This is a genomic window from Chroococcidiopsis cubana SAG 39.79, from assembly GCF_003991895.1.
GTDB classification, from domain to species: Bacteria; Cyanobacteriota; Cyanobacteriia; order Cyanobacteriales; family Chroococcidiopsidaceae; genus Chroococcidiopsis; species Chroococcidiopsis thermalis.
Window position 1 is genome coordinate 1 of sequence record NZ_RSCK01000067.1, and the last position, 21,326, is coordinate 21,326.

General features: G+C 45.3%; 21 protein-coding genes and 4 pseudogenes. 11 read left to right on the forward strand and 14 right to left on the reverse strand.

Annotated features, from left to right (window positions below; all coding sequences use genetic code 11):
- Positions 1 to 622 precede the first annotated feature (622 nt).
- Positions 623 to 1,267: a hypothetical protein gene (locus DSM107010_RS26950; RefSeq protein ID WP_106168147.1), complete on the reverse strand. Its 645-nt coding sequence runs from the start codon at positions 1,265 to 1,267 to the stop codon at positions 623 to 625.
- A gap of 181 nt (positions 1,268 to 1,448) precedes the next feature.
- Between DSM107010_RS26950 and DSM107010_RS26955 the strand changes: the two genes are divergently transcribed.
- From DSM107010_RS26955 to DSM107010_RS26965, 3 genes are read left to right on the forward strand one after another with little or no spacing between them, the layout of a single operon-like run.
- Positions 1,449 to 1,703, forward strand: a complete 255-nt coding sequence (locus DSM107010_RS26955; RefSeq protein ID WP_106168146.1) for a hypothetical protein — start codon at positions 1,449 to 1,451, stop codon at positions 1,701 to 1,703.
- Positions 1,700 to 2,224, forward strand: coding sequence for a thermonuclease family protein (locus DSM107010_RS26960; RefSeq protein WP_199755771.1), 525 nt, complete (start codon positions 1,700 to 1,702; stop codon positions 2,222 to 2,224). The genes DSM107010_RS26955 and DSM107010_RS26960 overlap by 4 nt, the downstream gene beginning before the upstream one ends.
- Positions 2,221 to 2,661 (forward strand): pilus assembly FimT family protein, encoded by a 441-nt coding sequence (locus tag DSM107010_RS26965; RefSeq protein ID WP_106168145.1) that lies wholly within the window; start codon positions 2,221 to 2,223, stop codon positions 2,659 to 2,661. The genes DSM107010_RS26960 and DSM107010_RS26965 overlap by 4 nt, the downstream gene beginning before the upstream one ends.
- Before the next feature lie 257 nt (positions 2,662 to 2,918).
- Here DSM107010_RS26965 and DSM107010_RS26970 read toward each other — a convergent pair whose 3' ends face one another.
- On the reverse strand, positions 2,919 to 3,479 hold the full coding sequence (locus tag DSM107010_RS26970; protein ID WP_106168144.1) for a carboxymuconolactone decarboxylase family protein: 561 nt from the start codon (positions 3,477 to 3,479) through the stop codon (positions 2,919 to 2,921).
- 93 nt (positions 3,480 to 3,572) lie between these two features.
- On the opposite strand from DSM107010_RS26970, the gene DSM107010_RS26975 reads away from it, so the two are divergent.
- Positions 3,573 to 4,148, forward strand: coding sequence for a TetR/AcrR family transcriptional regulator (locus DSM107010_RS26975; protein ID WP_106168143.1), 576 nt, complete (start codon positions 3,573 to 3,575; stop codon positions 4,146 to 4,148).
- An 89-nt stretch (positions 4,149 to 4,237) separates the two neighbouring features.
- Here DSM107010_RS26975 and DSM107010_RS26980 read toward each other — a convergent pair whose 3' ends face one another.
- Positions 4,238 to 4,636, reverse strand: a complete 399-nt coding sequence (locus tag DSM107010_RS26980) for a helix-turn-helix domain-containing protein (RefSeq protein ID WP_106168142.1) — start codon at positions 4,634 to 4,636, stop codon at positions 4,238 to 4,240.
- Positions 4,620 to 4,919 carry a type II toxin-antitoxin system HigB family toxin gene (locus tag DSM107010_RS26985; RefSeq protein WP_106168141.1) on the reverse strand — a complete coding sequence of 100 codons (300 nt, stop codon included), beginning with the start codon at positions 4,917 to 4,919 and terminating at the stop codon, positions 4,620 to 4,622. The genes DSM107010_RS26980 and DSM107010_RS26985 overlap by 17 nt, the downstream gene beginning before the upstream one ends.
- Before the next feature lie 54 nt (positions 4,920 to 4,973).
- Here DSM107010_RS26985 and DSM107010_RS26990 point away from each other — a divergent pair, with 54 nt between their 5' ends.
- On the forward strand, positions 4,974 to 5,258 hold the full coding sequence (locus DSM107010_RS26990) for a hypothetical protein (RefSeq protein ID WP_106168140.1): 285 nt from the start codon (positions 4,974 to 4,976) through the stop codon (positions 5,256 to 5,258).
- Between the two features lie 443 nt (positions 5,259 to 5,701).
- Here the strand turns inward: DSM107010_RS26990 and DSM107010_RS38765 are convergent, their stop codons facing one another.
- Positions 5,702 to 5,848, reverse strand: coding sequence for a hypothetical protein (locus DSM107010_RS38765; protein ID WP_158631871.1), 147 nt, complete (start codon positions 5,846 to 5,848; stop codon positions 5,702 to 5,704).
- Positions 5,849 to 6,035: 187 nt separating this feature from the next.
- Between DSM107010_RS38765 and DSM107010_RS26995 the strand changes: the two genes are divergently transcribed.
- Entirely contained in the window at positions 6,036 to 6,680 is a 645-nt protein-coding gene (locus DSM107010_RS26995; RefSeq protein WP_106168139.1) for a transposase, read from the forward strand.
- A 79-nt stretch (positions 6,681 to 6,759) separates the two neighbouring features.
- Positions 6,760 to 6,987 (forward strand): hypothetical protein, encoded by a 228-nt coding sequence (locus tag DSM107010_RS27000; RefSeq protein ID WP_127024332.1) that lies wholly within the window; start codon positions 6,760 to 6,762, stop codon positions 6,985 to 6,987.
- 6 nt (positions 6,988 to 6,993) lie between these two features.
- Here DSM107010_RS27000 and ltrA read toward each other — a convergent pair whose 3' ends face one another.
- Positions 6,994 to 8,724 carry a group II intron reverse transcriptase/maturase gene (gene ltrA, locus DSM107010_RS27005; RefSeq protein ID WP_106168138.1) on the reverse strand — a complete coding sequence of 577 codons (1,731 nt, stop codon included), beginning with the start codon at positions 8,722 to 8,724 and terminating at the stop codon, positions 6,994 to 6,996.
- Positions 8,725 to 9,378: 654 nt separating this feature from the next.
- A pseudogene (locus DSM107010_RS43145) lies at positions 9,379 to 12,354 on the reverse strand (Tn3 family transposase).
- 205 nt (positions 12,355 to 12,559) lie between these two features.
- Here DSM107010_RS43145 and DSM107010_RS27015 point away from each other — a divergent pair.
- Positions 12,560 to 13,144: a tyrosine-type recombinase/integrase gene (locus DSM107010_RS27015; protein ID WP_106168559.1), complete on the forward strand. Its 585-nt coding sequence runs from the start codon at positions 12,560 to 12,562 to the stop codon at positions 13,142 to 13,144.
- A gap of 60 nt (positions 13,145 to 13,204) precedes the next feature.
- Here the strand turns inward: DSM107010_RS27015 and DSM107010_RS42460 are convergent, their stop codons facing one another.
- Positions 13,205 to 13,327, reverse strand: a complete 123-nt coding sequence (locus DSM107010_RS42460; protein ID WP_258183933.1) for a hypothetical protein — start codon at positions 13,325 to 13,327, stop codon at positions 13,205 to 13,207.
- 255 nt (positions 13,328 to 13,582) lie between these two features.
- On the opposite strand from DSM107010_RS42460, the gene DSM107010_RS27020 reads away from it, so the two are divergent.
- The gene (locus DSM107010_RS27020) at positions 13,583 to 14,701 is read left to right on the forward strand and encodes an alpha/beta fold hydrolase (RefSeq protein ID WP_106168554.1); all 1,119 of its coding nucleotides are present in this window, start codon (positions 13,583 to 13,585) and stop codon (positions 14,699 to 14,701) included.
- 107 nt (positions 14,702 to 14,808) lie between these two features.
- Here the strand turns inward: DSM107010_RS27020 and DSM107010_RS27025 are convergent, their stop codons facing one another.
- From DSM107010_RS27025 to DSM107010_RS27045, 5 genes are all read right to left on the reverse strand, one after another.
- Entirely contained in the window at positions 14,809 to 16,077 is a 1,269-nt protein-coding gene (locus DSM107010_RS27025) for an ATP-grasp domain-containing protein (RefSeq protein WP_106168555.1), read from the reverse strand.
- Positions 16,078 to 16,203: 126 nt separating this feature from the next.
- Positions 16,204 to 17,076 carry an isoaspartyl peptidase/L-asparaginase family protein gene (locus tag DSM107010_RS27030; RefSeq protein WP_106168556.1) on the reverse strand — a complete coding sequence of 291 codons (873 nt, stop codon included), beginning with the start codon at positions 17,074 to 17,076 and terminating at the stop codon, positions 16,204 to 16,206.
- Positions 17,077 to 17,096: 20 nt separating this feature from the next.
- Positions 17,097 to 18,782: a GTPase HflX gene (gene hflX / locus DSM107010_RS27035; RefSeq protein ID WP_106168557.1), complete on the reverse strand. Its 1,686-nt coding sequence runs from the start codon at positions 18,780 to 18,782 to the stop codon at positions 17,097 to 17,099.
- Positions 18,783 to 18,906: 124 nt separating this feature from the next.
- Positions 18,907 to 19,173 carry a hypothetical protein gene (locus tag DSM107010_RS27040; protein ID WP_241994359.1) on the reverse strand — a complete coding sequence of 89 codons (267 nt, stop codon included), beginning with the start codon at positions 19,171 to 19,173 and terminating at the stop codon, positions 18,907 to 18,909.
- Between the two features lie 120 nt (positions 19,174 to 19,293).
- A complete protein-coding gene (locus tag DSM107010_RS27045; protein ID WP_106168558.1) occupies positions 19,294 to 19,491 on the reverse strand; it encodes a hypothetical protein in 198 nt (65 codons plus the stop codon).
- Positions 19,492 to 20,090: 599 nt separating this feature from the next.
- Between DSM107010_RS27045 and DSM107010_RS27050 the strand changes: the two are divergent.
- A pseudogene (locus DSM107010_RS27050) lies at positions 20,091 to 20,922 on the forward strand (IS1 family transposase).
- 12 nt (positions 20,923 to 20,934) lie between these two features.
- Here the strand turns inward: DSM107010_RS27050 and DSM107010_RS27055 are convergent.
- Positions 20,935 to 21,126: pseudogene (locus DSM107010_RS27055) on the reverse strand (IS6 family transposase); the annotation flags it as partial.
- Between the two features lie 66 nt (positions 21,127 to 21,192).
- Here DSM107010_RS27055 and DSM107010_RS41540 point away from each other — a divergent pair.
- Positions 21,193 to 21,326 (forward strand): annotated as a pseudogene (locus DSM107010_RS41540) (IS6 family transposase); the annotation flags it as partial.

Consider the following 21,326-nt stretch of genomic DNA (forward strand, 5'->3'; position numbering starts at 1 on the left):
CAAGGCTTTGCTCCTACAAGGTTGAGCGCATAATTGCATCTTAGCTCAACTGGTATTCTGTTTGATAGAAACCGCCTAAGGATACTTCCAGCACTACCGATGCTGAGGATACTGCGGTAACTTACCCAACTTCTAATCCCGCCTGGAAGCAGCCAGCCTTCACCCATCATTACCTGCTCATCAATTACTGGAGGGATTTTAGCACAGATGGAGGAGGCGGCTAGTTGAGTAGTAAGGCGTTAGACTGCTTGGTGCAGTTGAGTTGCACTCGATAACAATTACCCCATAGGAGTTGTATAGATATGTTTGGTGCTACAAAGCTTTGAGATATTTGAGCAGGCGATCGCGATCGTTGTAGGCAGGGACAATAGCTGAAATAAAAGGGAGGCTACTTTAAACCTCCCTGTGATGCAGGGCTTTCATCTCTAATTAGTTTGTCACCCCAGAAGGGGACAGGAGACACAAGGGAGACGAGGGAGATACAAAAGAACACTGGAGGCTGGTTGAATTTTTTCTCCAATCTTCATCTTCCGTTCTGTCCTCTACCTCCTGTTTTCTGCTTCCTATTTTCTGTTCCCTGCCCTCTGTCGTCGCGATTCTGTCTCCCACCCCCTTTGGAATTTCAGCTGCCCATAGACCAGCCTTCAGGAAAATATGTTTTGCCCTTGACACAGATGGGTGAATCGCTTGTAGTCAAGCTATTAGGCGTAAAGTTACTCACTTCAGAGCCAGCTTCAGACTTGACCATGACAGGAGAGCTGGAGAGCGGATAGTTGGCATCATTCCTCAGAGCGACGATTCCACATGCATTCGCCTTGGCTCTGCGAGTGGAGGGAACGCTGTTGTAAGTAATTTCGGTATTAGAGTAAGCGGTCAGCCCCGTGATATACACGTTGCCGTTACTATCTTTAAAAACCGATGCGGGAGGAGTAGCAGCTAAGTTACCATCACTGCATTTGGGAGCTGCACCGACTGTCAGACTAGCCATTGTATAGCTTGTCCCCCCTCTAGTGAAAGAAGAAGAAGAGTCAATTGGGTATGATTCAGAATCAGATAAGGCGATTACACCGCAGGCATTAGCGGAGGCTCTCCTTATTTTGGGAGCGCCGCTGTATTCAATCGTGTAGGAGCTGTAATCGGTTAGTCCCGATACCACAATGCCACCGTCAGCAGTCTTCGTGGCAACCACCTCAGCGGATGCTGGCAGAATACCAATAGTCAGCGTACCGAGAGCAGCAATAATAGCAGAAACTTTTTTAGCGTTCATGAGTGCAAATCTAAAATCTTTGGGAAGAATATATTAGAGGATCAGCCACGGCACTCATTGCAACTCCGTTCTGTGGCTGCCTCTACTAAATTGGCATAAAACATTTGTACTTGCATCGCTGTAGATACGGAGCAAATTACAAAAAGTTGAATAAAGTTTCTCAGCAAAATAAGAACAAACGATGAACTTCATTCCGCCGCCACAACCGCACACTTGGGAACCCCTTTGTTATCTAGAACTTCGCCTGGGGCAAATGGTCAATCTCAATAGTCTCTGTGGTGTACGGCTGCAATGCTCCTGTTTTCAATCTAGGGAGGAAGCCCAAGCAGCTTTTGATAGGAGAGATCCAGGGACGGAAGGGCTAGACGGCGATCGCGATGGGAAAGTTTGCGAGTGGGGAACCCAAGCGAAAGAGCAGGGGAGTAAAAAGCGATGAAGCGATGGATCTTTGTGCTGCCAATGTTAGCGATCGCTCTATTTGTCCTGATTCCCAAACTACGCCGCGAAAGTGCGATCGAGTCATCGGATGAAAGCTGGCAGGTCGTCAAAGTCGCAGACGGTGACACGATTACGGTAGTACAGGGCAATCGCAAAGAGAAACTTCGGTTCTGTGGCATTGATGCACCAGAAAAGTTCCAGCCTTTAGGCAAAGAATCAAAAGCCAACCTACGGCGGCTGATTGACGAAGCACATGGAGAAGTGCAGGTATCGATAATTGAAAGCGATCGCTATGGCAGGAAAGTAGCCGAGATCTTCACTTCTGTCGGTGGTAAGGACAAGTTTCTCAACGAGGAACAGGCAAAGGCTGGTCTTGCGTACCATTACGCCAAGTATTCAGGCAACTGTCCCAGTCGCAATGCAATTGTTTCGGCAGAGGAGATCGCTAAATCTAATCATGTCGGCGTGTGGGCTGGCAACTATGAAAAACCTTGGGACTATAGAAAGGCACGCAGATGAAAGATAGAAAGCTGAATCTAGAGGGTTTTACTCTAATTGAGACTTTAGTTGTTGTCATTATCGTTGGGATTTTAGCCGCGTTCGCTGCTCCCTCCTGGGCTGCCTTCGTCCAGCAGCAGAAGTTGAGTAAAGCTGCCGATAGGGTGTACTGGGAAGTCATGGGCGCTCAGTCAGAGGCTAAGAAGGACAAACTTACAAAATCTCCACCAACAACAATTCAAGATGTCGATCCCACCGTCACCGTGACCTATCCAGCAACCATGATTCAGTTTGACTATCGCGGCGCTGTGAAGAATGAGGATGTCATCCCCTACAGAATCAACTTGAGTGCAACTGATACCAGCAAACAGAAGTGCGTTGTGGTGATGACAATACTGGGAGCAACCAAGATAGGTAAAGATGCGTCTGAGTGTGATGCCCTGAGTAGTTCCTCATGATAATTGCAGTTTTATTACAGCTGCTTTTCCTACAGACAATAGTTAGTGCGATAGCACTATTACTCTTGTGTTTAAACTCCGCAGATGTAAATATTCGACTAATGAGAAGGCGATCGCGTCTCTGACTGTAAGTATTTTCAGTGGTTGTAGTTGGCGCACGATGCAATGACAATATTACTTTTGCTGAAGAAAAAAATAAAAGGCAATTGCAGACGATAACCAAACGCAACGATCGCTCTAGCTAGCTTGAATGCAACCTACACTGCGACCGCAGGCTTTGACCAAACATGAGGTTGAAACGGTTTGTCGAGTGGCGTTTTGGCAATATGGTTTGTGTAATTGTGCATGATTTTAATTGCAATTCCTAGAATGACTTCCAACACTTGCTGTTGGCTATAACCTGCTGCTAAAAATGCTTCAATCTCAGGCTCCTCCAACCAACCCCGCGCTTGAATCATGCGTTGGGTGAACTGCCGCAATGCTTGTAATTTTGGATCGCCCAACGGTATTCCGTTCCGCAGTGCCTGAATATCGTCAGCCGCCATGCCGATCGTCTTTGCTAAACCAGAATGAGCCGCCATGCAGTAATGACATTCGTGTTCATAATTTGCGGTCAGGTAGATGACTTGCTGCTCGACAGACGTGAAACTGGTGGCTTCAAATAAGTTCCACAGTGCCATCGAGCCTTTTAAGAGAGATGGCGCTTGGGCAAAAACTCCTTCTAGATTCGGAATAAAGCCAAATGTTGCCTCCACCTGAGCTAATGCGGCTTTGGACGCTTCAGGAGCGGTATCGATGGTGTAGATGGGGAAATCCATTGACAGTTGCCTCCAAAAGTACGTGGTAGACAGAGTTGTCTACCTAATTGAAATGTTATTGTAGGCTAAAGGAGACAAACTTGTCTACTCACTATGAGTACTGAATCTAGTCACGCTCGACAACAAATTCTCGAAACTGCGTCTGAACTGTTCTACCACAAAGGCATTCAGCATGTGGGTATTAATGAAGTGATTGCGGAATCTGGGGTTGCTAAACGGACGCTCTATCGATGGTTTCCGTCAAAAGACTTATTAATCGAAGCCGTCATGCAGTATCGTGCTGCTCAGTGGATAGACTGGTTTGAGACAGCTGTATCTGAGCGTGGCAATACAGCTAAAGAGCGTTTATTGTCTACCTTTGACGTGCTGCGAGACTGGTACGCGAGTCCCAATTTTCGGGGCTGCCCCTTCATCAATGCTGTTCTAGAAATTGCAGATGCTTCCCACAAAGCTCATCAGGTTTCCATCGATTTACGCGAGTCCATTCGCCAAATCATTATGCAATTAGCAGCAGAGGCAGGGGTCAAAAACCCAGACTTTTTTTCGCGGCAGTATTTGCTGCTCATTGGTGGCGCAAGCTTGATGGCAACGATTGAACAATCACCAGAAGGCGCAACCTTTGCCCAAACTGCTCTATCCGTTCTCATTGACGTAAATGTGGGCGATTAATGTTAGATCTGATTGCTTGTACTATTCTCTGCGCTCCACCAAGTACTAGATACGTCCATCAATATGCCCAGTGGACAACATCAGATGCATCAAATAAACAATTCAGGGGATACATGAAAGAATTCCCCCAAAGCCTTAGCTTGAGCTTTACTAATACTCCGTTTACCATTGACCACTTCAGAAACCACTCCCCTAGAACCAATCACACCGATTAAATCCTCTTGCCTCAAATCCCTTGCTTCCATCAAGTGCAAGAGAATGGATTGTGGAGTCGATCCACCAAGTTGATAGTGTTCGTCCTCAAACTTTTCAACCAAAGTTACCAAAAGATCCAAGAGAGTATCCTGTTCTGGAGTGCGGTTTTTTTCCGCCATTAACTTTTCAATAATCTCCAAATACTTCTCATTTTCTTCCTCAGTCTCCACTACTTTTGGCTGAAATTCTACCAGCAGGGAGCCATAAACATTTTTATCAAAAGTAAGGGTCATCTTTCCATTTCTCCTTATCATATTCAGCGTGGGTCAAAACATATTTGATGTAAGCTATCTGTCTTCGATAATCAATGTGTACGACAAGTCGATAATCATTGCCCTTGATGTTAAAAACCGTAAAGTTTCCTACAGCGTCGGCACTTGGATAAAATTGTCTCACCTCAACTAGACTTTTCCACTGTGCAGTATTCGCAACCCTATACCATTCATCAAGCGGAGTCAAAGCATCAGCGTGTTTCTGGGCAAATTCCAAAAGTGTTCTTCGGCTAATAACGTGCATAAAAGTAAGTTTAAAAATAGGTATTTAAATCAATAAAGTTTTTTATATATCTCTATGTTCTCGTTTTGCGAACAAGATGTCAAGCGAGATGAATTAATATTAGCGATCGCAGTCTTGTCCGCCTGTAAACTGGATATCCACGCCTTCGGCTGGACAAGTATTTCCGATGCGCGGCGTGACCGAAGGGAACGCGGCGCTAGAGTCGGGGACAGCCGGAAGACAGCATCGCTGGCTTCGGGCGGCGGTTCCCAACGGGTGAGGGGCTATGCGATCGATTGGGAGCTAGAGCCTACGTTTCCCCGCTTAACGCTTGATGAGAGATATAGATCCCAATTCTGATAGATCCGCGCTCGCAACATTAAACAAAAGAAGTTGTTGCAGTTCGCGCGTGGAGATCGCCATAAAGATCTTGCGATTTGGTTTGAAGCTCTCAGATCTAAGCTGTTGCGCTTCGCGCGTTTATTTACCCTTCCGTTCTACGCTTCGCTGCGAACCGAAGGAGTGCTACGCAAAGACCAAAAAAGGCATTTTACACTACGCTTCGCTGCGTGTATGCTCTTTTCTTGGGGTCTTTGCTCCGCAATGGCACCGCGCTCCGCTTCGCTCCACGCCGTGCGAGAAGAGAGAAGAGAGAGAAAAAAAGAAGAGAGGTAAGGGTTGTCTCGCGGTCGCTGTCTCCGTCCTCTGCGGTTCCGCTGCGCGGCTGTTGCTTCTGTCCTCTGCGGTTCCCCTCTGGCTTTGCGCTGCTTGAAGAAGAAAGTTACATAGCAGCGCGCGAAAAGTCAAGTATCCTGCGCGGTTCGGTCCTCTGCGGTTCCCCTCTGGCTGCGTTGCCGCTGCGCGGTTGGTCTTCCCCGTTGGTGGCGTGGCTGCTCGTCTTCAGGGGGCGACAAGTGTCCGAAACCCTTTACTGCCAAAGGCTTAGCCATTTGCCGCCTCCTGGAAAAATCCTCTGCTTATTGACAACAGACTTTCTTGAGAGGAAATCGAACGGGATTTATGGTAAAAAAGAACGGTCTCGTAGATTAACAAGACCGTAATCAAAAATGAGAAGCGACATTTTATCAAACATTGCTACAGAAATACCTGACACAATCACAACTAATTACCCTAAAAATGCTGGTATGGCTACTACAGCATCAAAAGCAAGTGAGGATAGAAAGGCTAGCGGCGACGCTACCGTTACCAATACAACAGAACAGCCGCCGGCGGCATTTGCAACGGTTTCTCAGCCTGAATGCTTTGAGTGTAGTACTGTTATGGTTTCCGATTATTGAAGAAGTTCTCAGTCAAAAAGTAAAAGCTGGTTCACAACTAATTATTGCAATAGATAGGACGCAGTGGAAAGAAAATAATGTATTGATGGTCAGTGCGATTTACCAAAAAAGAGGATTTCCAATATATTGGTGCTTATTGGAGAAAGCAGGAAGCAGTAATTTAGTAGAACAACAAAAAGTATTACGTCCGGTAATTCGGTTGTTAAAGAAGTATAAATTAGTTGTGGTTGGCGATAGAGAGTTTCATAGCGTAGAACTTGCAAGTTGGTTGCACGGAGAGAATGTTAGCTTTGTGCTACGCCAAAAACAGAACACTACGTTTCGTGAAAAAAGACACTCATTTCAACCGTTAAATAGTATTCCTATTCATCCAGGAATCCGGCAATTCACGACCGATATCAATCTAACTCAAAAAGTAGGAAAGGGTCGCTTCAATTTAGCTGTGTACTGGAAAAGAAAGTATCGCGGTAAGCAAGCTTGTTGAGGCTTGGTATTTATTAACTAATTTACCTGATTTAAAAACTGCAATTCAGATCTATAGTCAAAGGGTTGGAATTGAAGCCATGTTCCGTGATTGTAAGAGTGGCGGTTACAATCTGGAAGGGTCAAAAGCTTCACCTGATAGACTTGTGCGATTAATTTTGTTCATTGCTATATCTTTGACTTCTGCATGGTTGCAAGGGCAAAGAACTCGATTACAAAGGCAGCAACCTTATGTCTGTCGTCCGCAAGAAAAAGGTAGAACACGCAAAAGACATAGCAGCTTTTGGATCGGCTTGTATGGGCATTGAGTTAAACTAAGCCGGAGAGTCACCCCTCCGACTCGTCTGCAAAACCGGACGTGAACCGTTAGATTCATCCGGCTCCTCAGCAACCTGGTGCTTGTCATGCATACCTTGATGAACTTGGTCGTGGCAATGTTGGTGAAGTAAAGCCAAGTTACCCCATTTGTTGTGATTGTGATTACCGTCCAGATGGTGGACTTCCATCAGGTCACTTAGCTGAAAATGGAGTCCGCACTCATGGCATTTACCTTTTTGTTGCTTCAACAGCTTGGTAATTTGAGAGGGTAACTCAGGGTGTTTACCCATTCTCTTAGCCCAATAACTCCAGTCACCATCAAACGGACTACGACAACCTTGAACTTTAATATGTCGCACAATTGGAGTTTCGTTATGCCTCACAAGTCGTGGCAGTTTATTGTCTTGTTTAGAAGCAAAGACCCAACCACCACCACTATTGACCAGCCAATAATGACTAGCAATCCAATGTCCGGTTTTATTTGGATGGCGACGTTTTGCCCAAGCTCGCAGCTTTTGATACAGCAGGAAGTCTAAATGCGAATAGGCTTCTTTGCTGCATTGGGAAGAGTAGTAAGCTGACCAACCACGAATAATCGGGTTGAGGTGGTCTATCAAAGCAGCTTGGGGTGCTGCTGAGTGATTTTTCATCACCTCTCCTAATTTTTGGGATTGTCGCTTAATTGCTGCGGCACTTGGTTGGATAATAGTTTTGAAACCCTTCATGGATTTCCCTGACTTGTACTTGCTCGCCTCATAGGTACGAACGTGGAAGCCAAGAAAATCAAACCCGACTTGTCCATCAACCGAGTTAAGGGTATGGCAGATTCGGGTTTTGTTGGGTTTCAATTCCAATCCTATCTTCTGCAACCACTGGGAAAGAACTTGTTGAGCCTGCTGGATTACCTTGTGACTATGATGAATCACCACTAGGTCGTCGGCATAGCGAATTACCTTAGCACCTTTACAGGTGCAGGTGATATGCTTTTCCATACCATGTAGTGCCACATTTGCCAGTAGGGGGGACAGACAACCACCCTGCGGAACGCCTTGTGACGTTTCAAAGTAATTGAAGTTGTCCATCACTCCAGCCTTTAGCCATCCCCGAATTTGTCGGGCGATGAATGGGCTAGTGTTAAGTTTCTTTACCAGCGGTTGATGCGCGATTTGATCGAAGCATTTTGAAATATCTGTATCCAATACCCACTTAGGTTGGTGACAGATACTGAGATAGATTGCTCCAATCGCGTCGTGGCAAGAGCGCCCACTGCGAAATCCGTAACTGTTTGGCTCGAATTTCGCCTCCCATTCTGGTTCTAGTGCCATTTTGAATAGAGTTTGTTTAGCTCTATCAAAGATGATAGGGATATTCAGGGGTCTTTTTTCCTCTGATGAACCTGGTTTGGGAATCCAAACGCGACGAGTAGGTGTAGATTTACCTTGGTGTCGCTTTAGACTTTCGACCAGAACCAGCCGTTGTTTTGGGGTTAGAGACTTTAAGCCGTCTATCCCTGCTGTTTTCTTGCCGGAATTGTCTTGACTAACTCGTCGCGTTGCTAGTGTTCTTGCTGCCCAAGATTTAATTAGGAGTCGTTGAAGAGAGCGAACTTTTGCTCGTTTGCCACAACAAGCGGCTCGGTAGATTTGTTTTTGCAACTTAAATACCTTCCGCTCCAGTTTGCGCCAGGGGATAGTACTCCATTCATACGTAGTCTTTAACTCGCTCATGACGTTTAATTGCTACTAACAACTCTACTTTCCAGGTTGTTGTGCCTCCGTCTGCATATGCTTGGGCTTTCCCCAAGCCGTTGGCTTCTGAGGCAATCCTTCCCTCTCAGGACATCCGGGTGACTCCCTACTCTGGTATCGACCGATTCAGAGAGTACCTGTGAGGGTTATCTCGTTCCCAACTTCCGTTTTTCGCTGTACTTAGGCTTCCACTTTCCACCGGGTTTTAGTGAGAGTGCTACTAGGTCGGCTCGGCAACCGCCTGTCTCTTTTATCCTTTCCCATTTTGGGCAAGCCCGTTAACCCGTCTGGGCTTGTTCACGTTGACGATGGTTCAAACGTGGATTCACTTCAAGTTAGCCATATACAGCTAGGCTCGACGGAGTTCCCTAACGGGTTTAGAGTTACCGCCTTTTATCCCTGCTTCACACAGTTGATAGTCAGTCGCACGCATGAGGGATACGCTGTTACCCCAGCACCAGGGGAGATGGAATTGTCCTAATTGGACTCACCACACAGAAGTTGAGTTGTCAAGGTTCTGAACCATTGACTCTGCCTTATTTCATAACCTTGGCAGGTTTGACTTTGGGCAGAAACGAGTCGCACGCCGAGATCCGTGTAAAAACCGGCAAGATGATCTGAAAACCCTTGTTATCACTGAGCTTCAAAGATTTCTGGTGGGAGATGAATCGCTGCCTCCAACGGCTGTGGAATGTTCTGCAAATTCACCACATAATCCCCATACCGCTTGAGATGTCTTGTCACATAAGGACTCAAAGCTTTGAGCTGTCGATGATTTACTGTCTCACCTTGTGCCATTAATGTCTGAATCGAAGCGCGACATATCTACCGTATTCTGTAAGATCACGGCACTTGCTACCAAGTCGAGATATTTAAATCGCTTTTCTTGCTCAATCGGATCGTTTTCAGTAATTGCACCATCCTTGCCAAAAAACACCCAATCCAGGAAGTGATGGTACTTCTCGACAATATTTGTGATAGCGTTAATTTCCTGTCGCATCCTGACGTTAGAGATATACTCCAGCAGAAACATTGTTCGCACGACCTTACCCAGCTCCTGAAAAGCAAGGGTTAGACGGTTTTTCTTACTGTAGCTGCCCAATTTTCGTAGGAGTGTAGAAGGCATGACCTTACCTGCCTTAATCGACAACACCACCCGCATCATGTCATGCCAGTGAGTTTTGATTAGGTTCCAATTGACCACTCCCTTAAATAAAGGGTCAATATATTTGTAGGTGGCATCCGCACTGGGGCGCAGGAAAATACAATCTTTCCAGTTGCGAATGCGCGGCATTAACTTGATTCCAAGAAGGTAGGAGATAGCAAATACAGGTGCTGACTGTCCTTGGGTATCCGCGTATAAAGTATCCGGTTGAATATCAGAAAGATTTTTCAACAATCCGTCCAAAATATACACGGCTTCCCAGACACCGCAGGTAATGAAGTGGGTAAACAAAGCAATGTATTTGTCAGAAACGTGATGGTAGGCAATCCCACCATACCCGCCGTAACGTATATGGTACTCGCTGTGTAGATTATTTTCGTAAATCTCAAACTTACTCCCATCGGCAGCGGCTTTTTTTCCCGTTCCCCAAATTGACGGCAGGCTAAAACGGTTGAAAGCATTGATGATATCTCGGATCGCTGCTTCAATTTTGGACGTACTGAAATGGCGACGATTAGTATAAGAAATCATGTGAGATGTGACCACACCCCTAGAATGACGAGCCGTTTGATTGGGTCCGAGGTTGCAGCCATAGCCAAAAGTCGTGAAAATGTATCGTTGGGCACAGGAGTGAAATTTAGGTTCGCTGCCCGATACTGGACCAAAGTGTCTCGTCCAGTTGAGCCAATGCTCGACATTACAAAGAATATCTAAAACACTACGCTCCGGCATCAAAGAGCGGATTTTCTCCTCTAGTTGTTCCACTTCTTTTGGTATATCCGGTGATGCCAGCCGCTTCAATACAGGTTCGCCATCCTGATTGATGGTGATTTGCTTTCCATCTGCACAAATCTTATCTACTTCAATCGCTACTTGTGTTAAACACGAACGCAAATACTCAACAAAATCTTCTGGATTGCTGGGAAATCCCAACTGATGGCAATATGACTCTATCATGGGTTCACATTCTGATAGAGTTAGCAATTGTTCTCGAAAATCAGCGTAGCTTTCCGAACCAACAACACAAGCATCCCCAGTCTTGAGTTCAGTTGCTAAGTAAGAAAGAATACAAATTTCTAATTGTTGGCGGACTAAAACTTTAGTCCCTTCAACTTCTTTGATAACCAGCGTTCGCCAGTTATGACTAAGAAAATCTAAAGGAATTTCAAAAGGTAAATATTTGCCTCGCTTCTGTTCGTTATCTAAAACAAACTTCAATGCATCAATTACCGACTCATCCGCAGAGGTTGAAAGAATAGAAAGAGAACGTACCAAACTAAACAGCGTTTTCCGATGAGCTGAATAAAACCGCCACAATAAAGGCAAATGGTTGTTGGTGTTGTAGGCAGCAATCTCTTCATATTTGTGTAGCAGTAACTCCCAACCGCCACGCTCGTCCAAAATGGATTGTACCTTGTGTCCCAGCACTGCATCATCAGATGCTTATGCGCGATGCTGTTAAGACTTCTGCTAAAGTCTCCAATAACTCTGATGTTTGTGCCAAATGCTTTTCTCGTAGTTCCTGCAATCGCTGTTTGGCATTATTATGAATCTTGAGGATGCGTTTGAGAAACATTTCTACTAAGTAGTCGCGGGTTTTGACCTGCGCTTCGTACAGCAGACATAACAGTAATGTCCGGCGCTTAGGTTCTTTGAGATCTTGAAACTCAGATATATCTATTGCTCTGGCTTGGGCGGCGAAATATCTAACTTTGGTAGGGTTAATCTCAGATAATAACCGCTTAGCATCGCCAAAAGTCATCAGAGCATCAAACTTACTTTGTAATAGTTTCATGCCACTCAACGTTGTTCTTTTGGGTGGAGATTTGAGTAAATTAAGTGTAGCGATTGATTCGTCTGTTTCTCCTACCAGTAACCGATCTAAATAAATCTGCTCGGCAGTAGAAAGTCCAACTCCTACTCGCGTAAACAAGCGGTTATTGACGAGCGAACGGACATGACCAATCAAGCGGTCTAGGGTACTAAACGCAGGGAGTTCGTATCGCTCCTTCACCAATTCCGTATAGCGCCACGTTAATTAAATCGGCGGGATGATCTTTGACTTCTGCTTCCGCAGCAACAAGAATAGCGATTAATTTTTGGACATCTTTATCGTAAGGTTTGACTCCCAAATATTCTCGAATCGCTTTTTGGTAAGTGTAACGTTGGCGTTCTGAGGGAATCGCTTTTACCCAATCTTGCAACTTTAAACTAGACCGTAAATGCTTGATAACTGCTTCTGGCACGCACTCAGGATGGGGAAAATATCCCAGTCTCTGAAAAGATTTCAACATCACCATGAAACTGAAAAATCCTTCATGGCTTTTAGTACGAGACTTGACCAACTGGATTTCTTCACCCGTTGGTGTATAAAATTGGGCTAATTCTTTCGGGTCTGGATATTGTTTGAATCTGGGGTAAGCGGTACGTTCAATCGTGGTCACGAGCGCATGAGAACGGTGAAATTACCCAGTTAGGTATAGCACTTGCTGTTGGAGTCCCTTTCTGGTTCGCAGTTAAACTTAGCAAAACATTACCAAAAACAACTCTTTATGGGGAAGTTTAATAAACTGAATGGTGTTAGGAGTTGATTCTGCCGTACTTAACCATGTAGCGCCCAATTGTCGTTTATGGGCAAGTTGGTTTCATATGTCTCGTACTGCTCCACCCAAAAAAATTTCTAACTCCGAAAAACGAACGCGAGAGCATTTACTCCCAAATGAAGTAGAGGCGATGGTTAAAGCTGCCCATCATGTTGGCAGACATGGGTTAAGAGACTCGACTCTAATCTTACTGGCATATCGTCACGGTCTGCGTGTCTCTGAGTTAGTAGCACTGCGATGGGAGCAGATAGATTTTGCTGGTGGTACGATTTACATTAATCGACTCAAGCACGGTGTCAGTTCAACCCACCCACTACGAGGCAGAGAACTGAGAGCTGTGCGACAGTTACAACGGGAATATCCTCATTCTCCCTACCTGTTTGTTTCAGAACGCGGCACTGCGATGGCTGCTGCCACAGCTAGAGGCATTATCGAACGAGCAGGGATTGAAACTGGATTGTCTTTGAGCGTACATCCACATATGTTACGCCACGCTTGTGGTTTTTACCTGGCAAGTAGGGGACACGACACCAGAGCGATACAAGCTTACCTGGGGCATAAAAACATTCAGCACACTGTTCGCTACACAGAGTTATCTCCAAAACGCTTTCAGGATTTTTGGAATGATTGAAGCAAAATAAATAAATGAAACCTAGATTTAGCAAGAGTTTTCAGACCATCTTGCAGGTTTTTACACGGATCTCGGCTCAATGCCAAATAGGCGATCGAGAAACCAAAGCCGTTGTTGTGCAAACGATGCTGGAAAAACAAAGACTTCCTCAGAAATGTTATCGAGCGATCCTATTGAAGTCATCAACGAATCTGCCTGCGCGATCAGCTGACTCTATCTAACAAAGATGAAGTATAAAATTTATCTACACTTAGATAGAGGTAGGATTATTTCGTGCAGCTTCTTTAACAAAAGCTACCATGACCGCAACAACACGCGCTCGAATCTAATAGTTCTCAGCTTCCTCTTACTTCCTCCGCTCTGGTACTTCACTCTTTAAGAAGACGCGATCGATACAACTAGAATGTTAAATTTTTGAGCATCCAAACGGTCTGGACTATGCTATTTACGCCCCTCAATTTCCTGCTTCAATGGCTGAGCGGACTCTTTTCGATCGCTCTACTCTTAGGAGGAATTTACATTATTCATCAATGGTACGATCGAGAACTACTCGATCGTGCCTGGTTAATATTGGGCATAGCAATGTCCACCTGGTCGTTTGTAGGATTTCTTCCGGTTTCTCTGCTGCGTCGTCCTGGTACTGACGAACCCAAAGCAATGCGTAGCGATACCGTACAGCGGATATCGCGACCAGACGGCAGTGAAATTCAAGTCGAGTTTTATGGTTCAGCCGATGCTCAGCCTATTATTTTGATTCATGGTTGGGGACCAAATAGCACGGTCTGGTACTACGCAAAGCGACAACTAGCTAACCATTTTCGCTTGATTGTATGGGACTTGCCAGGGCTGGGAAAATCTAGCAAGCCAAAAGATCGGGATTACTCAATTGAAAAATACGCGCGTGACTTAGAAGCAGTTGTATCTCTAGTAGGAGATAAACGTGCGATTTTGTTGGGACACAGCATGGGTGGCATGATTATACTTACATTCTGTCGCTTGTTCCCAGAGTATCTCAATCGTCAGGTTGCTGGTTTAATTTTGGTAGATACTACCTATACCAATCCTGTCAAGACTTCTATCTTCAGCAGATTTTTACAAGCCGTGCAAAAGCCTTTGATAGAACCTCTGCTGTATCTGACAATCGCTTTGTCGCCTCTAGTTTGGTTGATGAGTGGGTTGAGCTATCTCAATGGCTCGATGCATGTCACTACGGAGATCTCAGGCTTCACAGGCAGAGAAACACGAGGTCAACTCAACTTTTCAACGCTATTAGGTCTACATGGTTCACCAGGCATACTAGCCAGGGGGATGCTAGCAATGCTGCGCTTCAATGAAAATACAACTTTGCCAAACATCAATATTCCAGTTTTGGCGATCGTCGGGAAATCTGATATCGCTACTGTTCCCGCAGCCAGTAGGCATATGAGCATGGAGCTGCCTAAAGCAGAACTTGCGATCCTGCAACCTGCTGGACATATGGGATTGATGGAGCGCAACGAACAATTTGCTGATGCAGTTCGTTCGTTTAGCATGCTCTGCCTAAGTTCCAAAAGTTAAACAACAATAGAGTTTTGCGAGTCGCGCAGCGCCTGCGACGATCGCGATCGCTCCAGCGAAGCATGATTCCGCTCGAACAGTGGTTGTATAGCTGCTCACAATGCAATTTAACTGAGTAATTGCAATCCCTGCTTCTGTAAGTGCTGCTCGATACGTTGCATTTCCTCAGGTGTTTCTCCAGTCACAATTCCATAAATTTCGGTGTAAATTTTTCCGTATTTCACCTTCTCTAGAGCTGACAAAATCATAAAATCCTTGCGATCCAATTCAGGTTTCAAGTTGACTAAAATCGATTCCAATGTTCCTTCCATACGGTAGTCACTAGAATATTTAGCTACCTCCTTTCCTAGCCTCAATAGGGTATTGCGTTGCAGGCACATTGGCGTTGAGCCGTTGACGCGGAAATTGGCATCGATCGCATAAAGCTGTCCGTCTTTATCTTCCAACACGTCAAAGCCAATAAAGCCAAAATACCCCTGTTGGTGAGCATACTCACCGATGCTAGCGATCGTCTCAAAGAACTTGCTCATGTCAGTTTCGCGGTAGTGAATTAGCCCTCCCAGATAATTTCCCTCCCCTGTGACGAGCTGGGTTGTAGTGCCAATGAGTGTTATATCTCCCGCTTTGTTGACATAGAACTGCACGCAGTAGTTTTGTACGGCATTCTTGACAAATTCTGAGACAATAATTGTATCCAACAGTTGAATATCGAGATATTTCCCGATCTCTTCAAAGCAGTATTTCAAGTCGCTAGCATTTCTAATAATATAAGTGCCTTCTCCCGAAAGCCCGTAAGATGTTTTGATTAAGTAGGGAAATTGTGGTAATTGAATGTCTTCAATACTAAAGTCATGCAGATTGTAGCTTGAGTATTTCGGACATTGCACGCCAAGGGAGGCTAACGATACTTTGCTCAGTAAGCGGTAGTGGGTGTCAGGATCGACGGCATGTTTCTCAGGTTTGAGATTATCAAAAGGAAATAGAACAATTAGTTTGTCAAAGCGATCGCTGTTGCTCAGATCGTCTAGATAAGTCGAGCAGTCCATCAACTCCATTTTGGCAGCGCTGCCAAAATGCTCCTGCCAATAATTTAGCAGTGGCTTTGGCGGCTCAATGATGACAATTCCTGGAATCGCATCACCTAAAACAGCCAAATTTTTCCAAGGTTCCTTTTGGCAAATCTTGTCGAAGGAAGTTTTGCTGGCTTCACTACTACCGTCTTGGATAAAGTACTTTTTCCGGTTGGGGTAAGCAGCCCAACTAGCAGTAGCAGGGTAATTTAGGATAAATCCATAAGATGCATCTGTGATGTCAGCAGCCAACAGCGCGGAAAGAGAACTTCCTTGAAAATAATCAAAGTTGTGCATTGAGTTTATTCAGCCCTCACAGAAACCGCATTCAGATAAGGATGCAGTTGTCGATCGAGAAATTCAATTCTAGTTTAAACTTAACGAGTCTCCTGAATCTCCAAGCAACCTCGAATTCTGTGGAGAATGGGAGAATTATTTGCCAGTAAAGGCAGCTACTTTGTCTTGCCCTACGGTCATATAAGCGCCAGCCATATGTGATGAGTTAAACGCCCAGCCCATCCGTCCTTGACGGTCTAGGAGAATACACCCAGCCTCTCCTTTAATCTTAGATGCTAAAGTGTCAATTGCCATTTGCGCTGCTTCGTCGGGGTGTCTGTCTCCAGTCAAAAGATCGATTGCTGTTTTAGCTAAAACCACTGGAATAATTGACTCGCCATCACCTGTGGTCGAGCAAGCGCCGAGTTTATTGTCAGCGTACAAGCCACAACCAACAACCGCACTATCGCCGACGCGACCTGATTGCTGATTCGTCGTGCCGCCAGTTGAGGTTCCAGCAGCTAAAACGCCGCTAGCATCTAAAGCCACACAACCAACGGTGTTAGGGCGATCCAGAACTTTCCGATCCTCCTGCCACTGCTGCCATTGCTCGGAGGCTATTAAGACTTCTTTTTTACACATTTCGGCTCCGTTGTCTGCAGCATAGCGTTCTGCACCCCGCGCCACTAGCAGTCTGGGTTTTTCATCCATAATCTGCCGTGCTACCGAGATTGGATGACGTATGCCTTGAACTGCTGCAACTGCTCCCCAACTCAAGGAGCCTTCCATAATTGCTGCGTCTAGCTCCACCTCTCCGTCGCTGTTGAGAGTTGCGCCCAGGCTGGCGTTAAATGTCGGGTCAGCTTCCAGAACTCGGATCGCTGCTTCCACGGCTTCTGTTGCCGTACCGCCACTAATTAGCACTATCCAACCAGCTTCTGCTGCTGCTATGCATCCTGCGTTATTGGCTGCAACCTTATCTTGTGAAATGGTTTTTGCTCCACCGTGAACAATGATGGTCGGTATCATATGATTTTGATTTTCTCTAGTTATAGTGAATTTTGTGCCAGTGCAATTGCCTCAACGCTTTCTTCAATTAGTTGCAGCGATCGCAGCTTTAAAGTCTCTAAACCCAAGCGTTGGGTCGCTGAAACAAACACCGCTTGGGGGTACTCTTGTGTAGCTTTAGCCAAAGTTTCGCTGTCCGCGCGATCAATTTTGTTAAAAGCAATCAAACTTTTGGCTGGAATCTGAGGCATTTGGTCGAGGATTTCCCGCACGCTGGTAATATGGTTTTCCCATGCTGGATGGGACAAATTTACCACATGAATCAAGGCATCTGCCTCAACGACTTCCTCTAATGTGGCGCGAAAAGCATCCATCAACGGTGGCGGTAGTTCGTGAATAAATCCTACAGTGTCTGTTAGTAAAATTGTCCGGCGTTGTTGAGTTTCTGGTTCTGTAATGACTAGCTTGCGCGTTGTGGGGTCGAGGGTGGCAAAGAGTTGGTCTGCCGTGTAAACCTCCGCATGAGTTAGCACATTGAGCAAAGTCGATTTCCCAGCGTTGGTATAACCAACTAATGCCACAACCGGAATTTCTTGCTGGTGTCGCTGTTCTCTAATGCGGGCGCGATGGGCTTGTAACTGGTTGACTTCCTGCTGTAGCTGGGCAATTCGCCGCCCAATCGTTCGTCGTTCGGTTTCAAGTCTAGTTTCACCTGGTCCTCGCGTCCCAATTCCCGCACCGAGCCTTGACATCTCCCGCCCGCGACCGCGCAGGCGAGGTAGCATATATTCGAGTTGTGCCAATTCTACTTGTAATTTTCCCGCACCGGAGCGAGCGCGTTGAGCGAAAATATCTAAAATGACTTCTGTGCGGTCTACAACTGAGATGCCGATCTCCTGCTCTAGATTGCGGGCTTGTGATGCAGAAATATCTCGGTCAAAGACAATCAGATTAGCTCTTAGCTTTTGAGCCAAAAGCGCAATTTCTTCAACTTTTCCCTGTCCGACAACTGTTTGGGGATGGGGACGGCTGCGCTTTTGCCTGAGTTTGTCCAATACAACTCCCCCAGCAGTTTCTACCAGACGCACCAGTTCTTCTAATCCATCTTCAAATCGTTGGGGAGAAAGATCCTCGGTCTGTACCCCCACTAGCAGCACTCTGTCTTGGTCAGATACCATTTCTTGAGATAGGTATGTCCCTCCTGCTTGGGAAATTTCTCTTTCCCATTCCTCAGCTAGATCGTCAAAGTTTTGTTGAGTTAGGTCATCCAAACTGAGCTCGGGTGAAATTGTCCAAGGAGTTTGTGCATTGGGGATAAGGTGCGCTAAAAAAGCTTGTTTGACTGCGCCATCAGCCACAGTTAACACGACAAGAGCATCTAGGCGTTGGCGTACCATTGCGATCGCTACTGCTTCATCAGGTGGTTGGGATCTCAATTGAGTCGCAACACAATGAATTCCGCTCAAGCGTTCACTACTGTGGCGGGGTAATTCTTCAGGCGGAATTTGTGTTTGATTTGGCGTTCCTACCGCAACTCGAATAACTTGTCCGCGCCGATTGAGATAACAACAAATCGGCTGATGAATTTGGCTACTAATTGCAGCCAATTCAGAGGCAAATTCTGGCCTAGTTATCTTATTTTCTAGTTGCCGTTGCTCGTAAAATCGTTGTAGTTGTTTGATATAAGTCGTTTTTATATCCTGAAGATTCCCATAGATTCTTTGCATAAAACTAGCTGGAAAATGTTTTTAATTCATGACTCTATACTTAGCTCTCTTCATTCTTGATTTAATCTACCAAACGAGGTAAGAGCTTTTTTCTCAACCGAAGTATTTGAAAAATATTTTTGGCTTATTGGCTTCTAATGCGCTGCCAGACCTGTTGAATTAAGGCTTTTTCCTGAGACGAACAACCGGACTTTTTCAGCATTGGTGCAACCTGAATGGCTTCTAATGCTGGTACTCCGGCACGGATGAGGTTGACGATCAAAATCTGTTCTTGTACTGCATCTCTACCTTGAGCAATCAGTTGTAAATACTCCTCGTCACTGATTCCCAAATCTAAAATTTCCAGCATAGTTGCGATCGCAAAAGAAGTAGTTTGAATTTTCTGAATCAAATAGGATTGCTCGATTAAGTAAATTCGTTTAAATAAGGTTAGTTTGACTGAGGATGATGCTACAAATAGCTCCTTCCTCAGTACTACTTACCACTTCTGCTTGCTTTCTAGATATAAGTGTTATGAACTTAACCACTTAACCCAGGCTGAATACAAGTCCTCTTCTACAACTCCTCGCTTCCCAGTAGTTTCAGCATAATCCACCAGTACTTTCAGTGTTGTTGTATATACATCATTGAGTATTTCGTGTCCGTAACCAATCACTTTACCAATGTGCCCTGTCTTTTGATGAAGCACATAGTCTCCAATACTGAACATAAATGCTTACTCTTTTGGTGTAAGTAGTAAAGCACCCTTTCATTTCTCATCATCGAGAATTCTAAAAATTACAACTTCATCCTTTCAGCTTGTTTTACCTGTACTGAAGACAGATTTTTTAGTTATAAAAAATTGTATTGGACAATACAATAGATGGCGATCGCCCTCAGCACAGCCTCTACCAAAGCATACCTGTATTTAGCGTCGTGAATCCGCTCTTCAGGGGCGTTGTTAAAGTATAGCAATTCGTTAAGAAAAGTAGCTAATAACTTTTGGCAATGCCGCTAATTGGTGCTATTCGCTTCTAGTTACGAGTTTACGAACATAGCCTAATCCAGTATTATTCAACTGGAACTTAATTGTGTCAGCTAGATGACAAAGAAAGTCCGGATTGTGTCAGCTAGATGACAAAGAAAGTCTGTAAAGTTTCTCAGGCTACGTCAATCTATGAAAAGAAGTAAACTACTAACAAATACGTGATGAACCTCCCAAGAAAAGTTTTGTACTCTACTCCTTCTTACCTACTAAAGACGGTCATGCGAGGTGGAAGTGTGGGGCTGCTAGACTGAACAAAGTTGTAGTCGATCAATAGCAGTGCTATGAAATGTCCTCTGTGCGATTATGAGAGACCCCATAAACATGGAAAGACGAGTAAAGGCGCGATAGCGCTACTTCTGCCTAAAATGCCGCCAAACTTTTACCGAAACTTTCGATACGCTCTACTATCGCCGCCAAGTGAGTGAAGAAGAGATCCGGATTGTGCTGCAATCTCACGCAGAAGGAAGCAGCCTGCGGGGCATTAGCCGTATCAGTGGGTTAGCCTACGACACAGTAGTCAGCATTATTCAAGCAGCAGCAGAAAAAGCGCAGCTCGTACACAATGCCGAAGTACAAAATGTCGATACGGATGCGATTGCTGCGGATGAATTGTGGTCGTTCGTCGAAAAAAACAAAAACACTGCCTGCCAGAGGAACTAGAGGCTGGAGATTGCTGGATAGCCTTAAGTTTGGCACAGTTGAGTGGTTTGATTCTCACAGGTCGTGTAGGCAAGCATACTGACGAGTTAGCGCAAGAGTTAGTTACCAGTACTCAAGGCAAGACTGAGTGCCAAGAATGGGGCACAGATGGCTGGGAAAGCTACCAGCGTGTGCTGCCAAATGAAGTTGAGCACTACATTAGCAAGACCCTAACGCAAAGGTTAGAGCGCACCAACGGCATCCTACGCCAGCAAACCGGACGGACCGCATCGACGACAGAACAAATTTGGTAAAGTATGGCAGCAGACGAATGTTACTCTCAGACTTGTAATTAGCTACTTCAACTGGATTTGGCAACACTCCTGTTTAGGAACTACAGCCGCGCAGCGAGCAGATTTAACCGATCGTGCTTGGACTTGGAATAACATCGCTATTTATCCCACACTTTTGTAGGGCATGACCAAGTCGTTTGTCGAGTTCGGGCGCGAATTTTAATCCCCAACGATTGATTGTGGAATGATCCACCTCGATCCCTCGCTCCGCCATCATTTCTTCCAAATCTCGATAGCTTAAGGAATAGCGGCAGTACCACCGCACATTTAACAAGATGATCTCTGGTAGAAAGTGTCGCCATCTAAACAAAGATTGGGATGTCATTTAGACTGAGGTCAGAGAAAATTAACCTCCTCACCTTATCATTTTTGCGACACAACCTTTTTTCGCAAACTGTTGAAGAAACAAGGTTTCGTGCCCCGCGTCATTGTGACTGACCAACTCAAGAGTTACGCAGCGGCAAAGAAACAGCTGATGAAGCGGGTAGAGCATCGACAGCACAAGGGCTTGAACAACCGGGCGGA

Bases quoted from the DNA above. Each gene is read 5' to 3' on its own strand.
- DSM107010_RS26970 (WP_106168144.1), bottom strand. From the start codon at position 3,479: ATGGATTTCCCCATCTACACCATCGATACCGCTCCTGAAGCGTCCAAA.
- DSM107010_RS26960 (WP_199755771.1), top strand. From the start codon at position 1,700: ATGAAGCGATGGATCTTTGTGCTGCCAATGTTAGCGATCGCTCTATTT.
- DSM107010_RS26975 (WP_106168143.1), top strand. From the start codon at position 3,573: ATGAGTACTGAATCTAGTCACGCTCGACAACAAATTCTCGAAACTGCG.
- DSM107010_RS26995 (WP_106168139.1), top strand. From the start codon at position 6,036: ATGCTGGTATGGCTACTACAGCATCAAAAGCAAGTGAGGATAGAAAGG.
- DSM107010_RS38765 (WP_158631871.1), bottom strand. From the start codon at position 5,848: ATGGCTAAGCCTTTGGCAGTAAAGGGTTTCGGACACTTGTCGCCCCCT.
- ltrA (WP_106168138.1), bottom strand. From the start codon at position 8,724: ATGAGCGAGTTAAAGACTACGTATGAATGGAGTACTATCCCCTGGCGC.
- DSM107010_RS26990 (WP_106168140.1), top strand. From the start codon at position 4,974: ATGTTCTCGTTTTGCGAACAAGATGTCAAGCGAGATGAATTAATATTA.
- DSM107010_RS27045 (WP_106168558.1), bottom strand. From the start codon at position 19,491: ATGTTCAGTATTGGAGACTATGTGCTTCATCAAAAGACAGGGCACATT.
- DSM107010_RS26965 (WP_106168145.1), top strand. From the start codon at position 2,221: ATGAAAGATAGAAAGCTGAATCTAGAGGGTTTTACTCTAATTGAGACT.
- DSM107010_RS26950 (WP_106168147.1), bottom strand. From the start codon at position 1,267: ATGAACGCTAAAAAAGTTTCTGCTATTATTGCTGCTCTCGGTACGCTG.
- DSM107010_RS27030 (WP_106168556.1), bottom strand. From the start codon at position 17,076: ATGATACCGACCATCATTGTTCACGGTGGAGCAAAAACCATTTCACAA.
- DSM107010_RS26980 (WP_106168142.1), bottom strand. From the start codon at position 4,636: ATGACCCTTACTTTTGATAAAAATGTTTATGGCTCCCTGCTGGTAGAA.
- DSM107010_RS42460 (WP_258183933.1), bottom strand. From the start codon at position 13,327: ATGACTTCAATAGGATCGCTCGATAACATTTCTGAGGAAGTCTTTGTT.
- hflX (WP_106168557.1), bottom strand. From the start codon at position 18,782: ATGCAAAGAATCTATGGGAATCTTCAGGATATAAAAACGACTTATATC.
- DSM107010_RS26985 (WP_106168141.1), bottom strand. From the start codon at position 4,919: ATGCACGTTATTAGCCGAAGAACACTTTTGGAATTTGCCCAGAAACAC.
- DSM107010_RS27020 (WP_106168554.1), top strand. From the start codon at position 13,583: ATGCTATTTACGCCCCTCAATTTCCTGCTTCAATGGCTGAGCGGACTC.
- DSM107010_RS27015 (WP_106168559.1), top strand. From the start codon at position 12,560: ATGTCTCGTACTGCTCCACCCAAAAAAATTTCTAACTCCGAAAAACGA.
- DSM107010_RS27000 (WP_127024332.1), top strand. From the start codon at position 6,760: ATGTTCCGTGATTGTAAGAGTGGCGGTTACAATCTGGAAGGGTCAAAA.
- DSM107010_RS26955 (WP_106168146.1), top strand. From the start codon at position 1,449: ATGAACTTCATTCCGCCGCCACAACCGCACACTTGGGAACCCCTTTGT.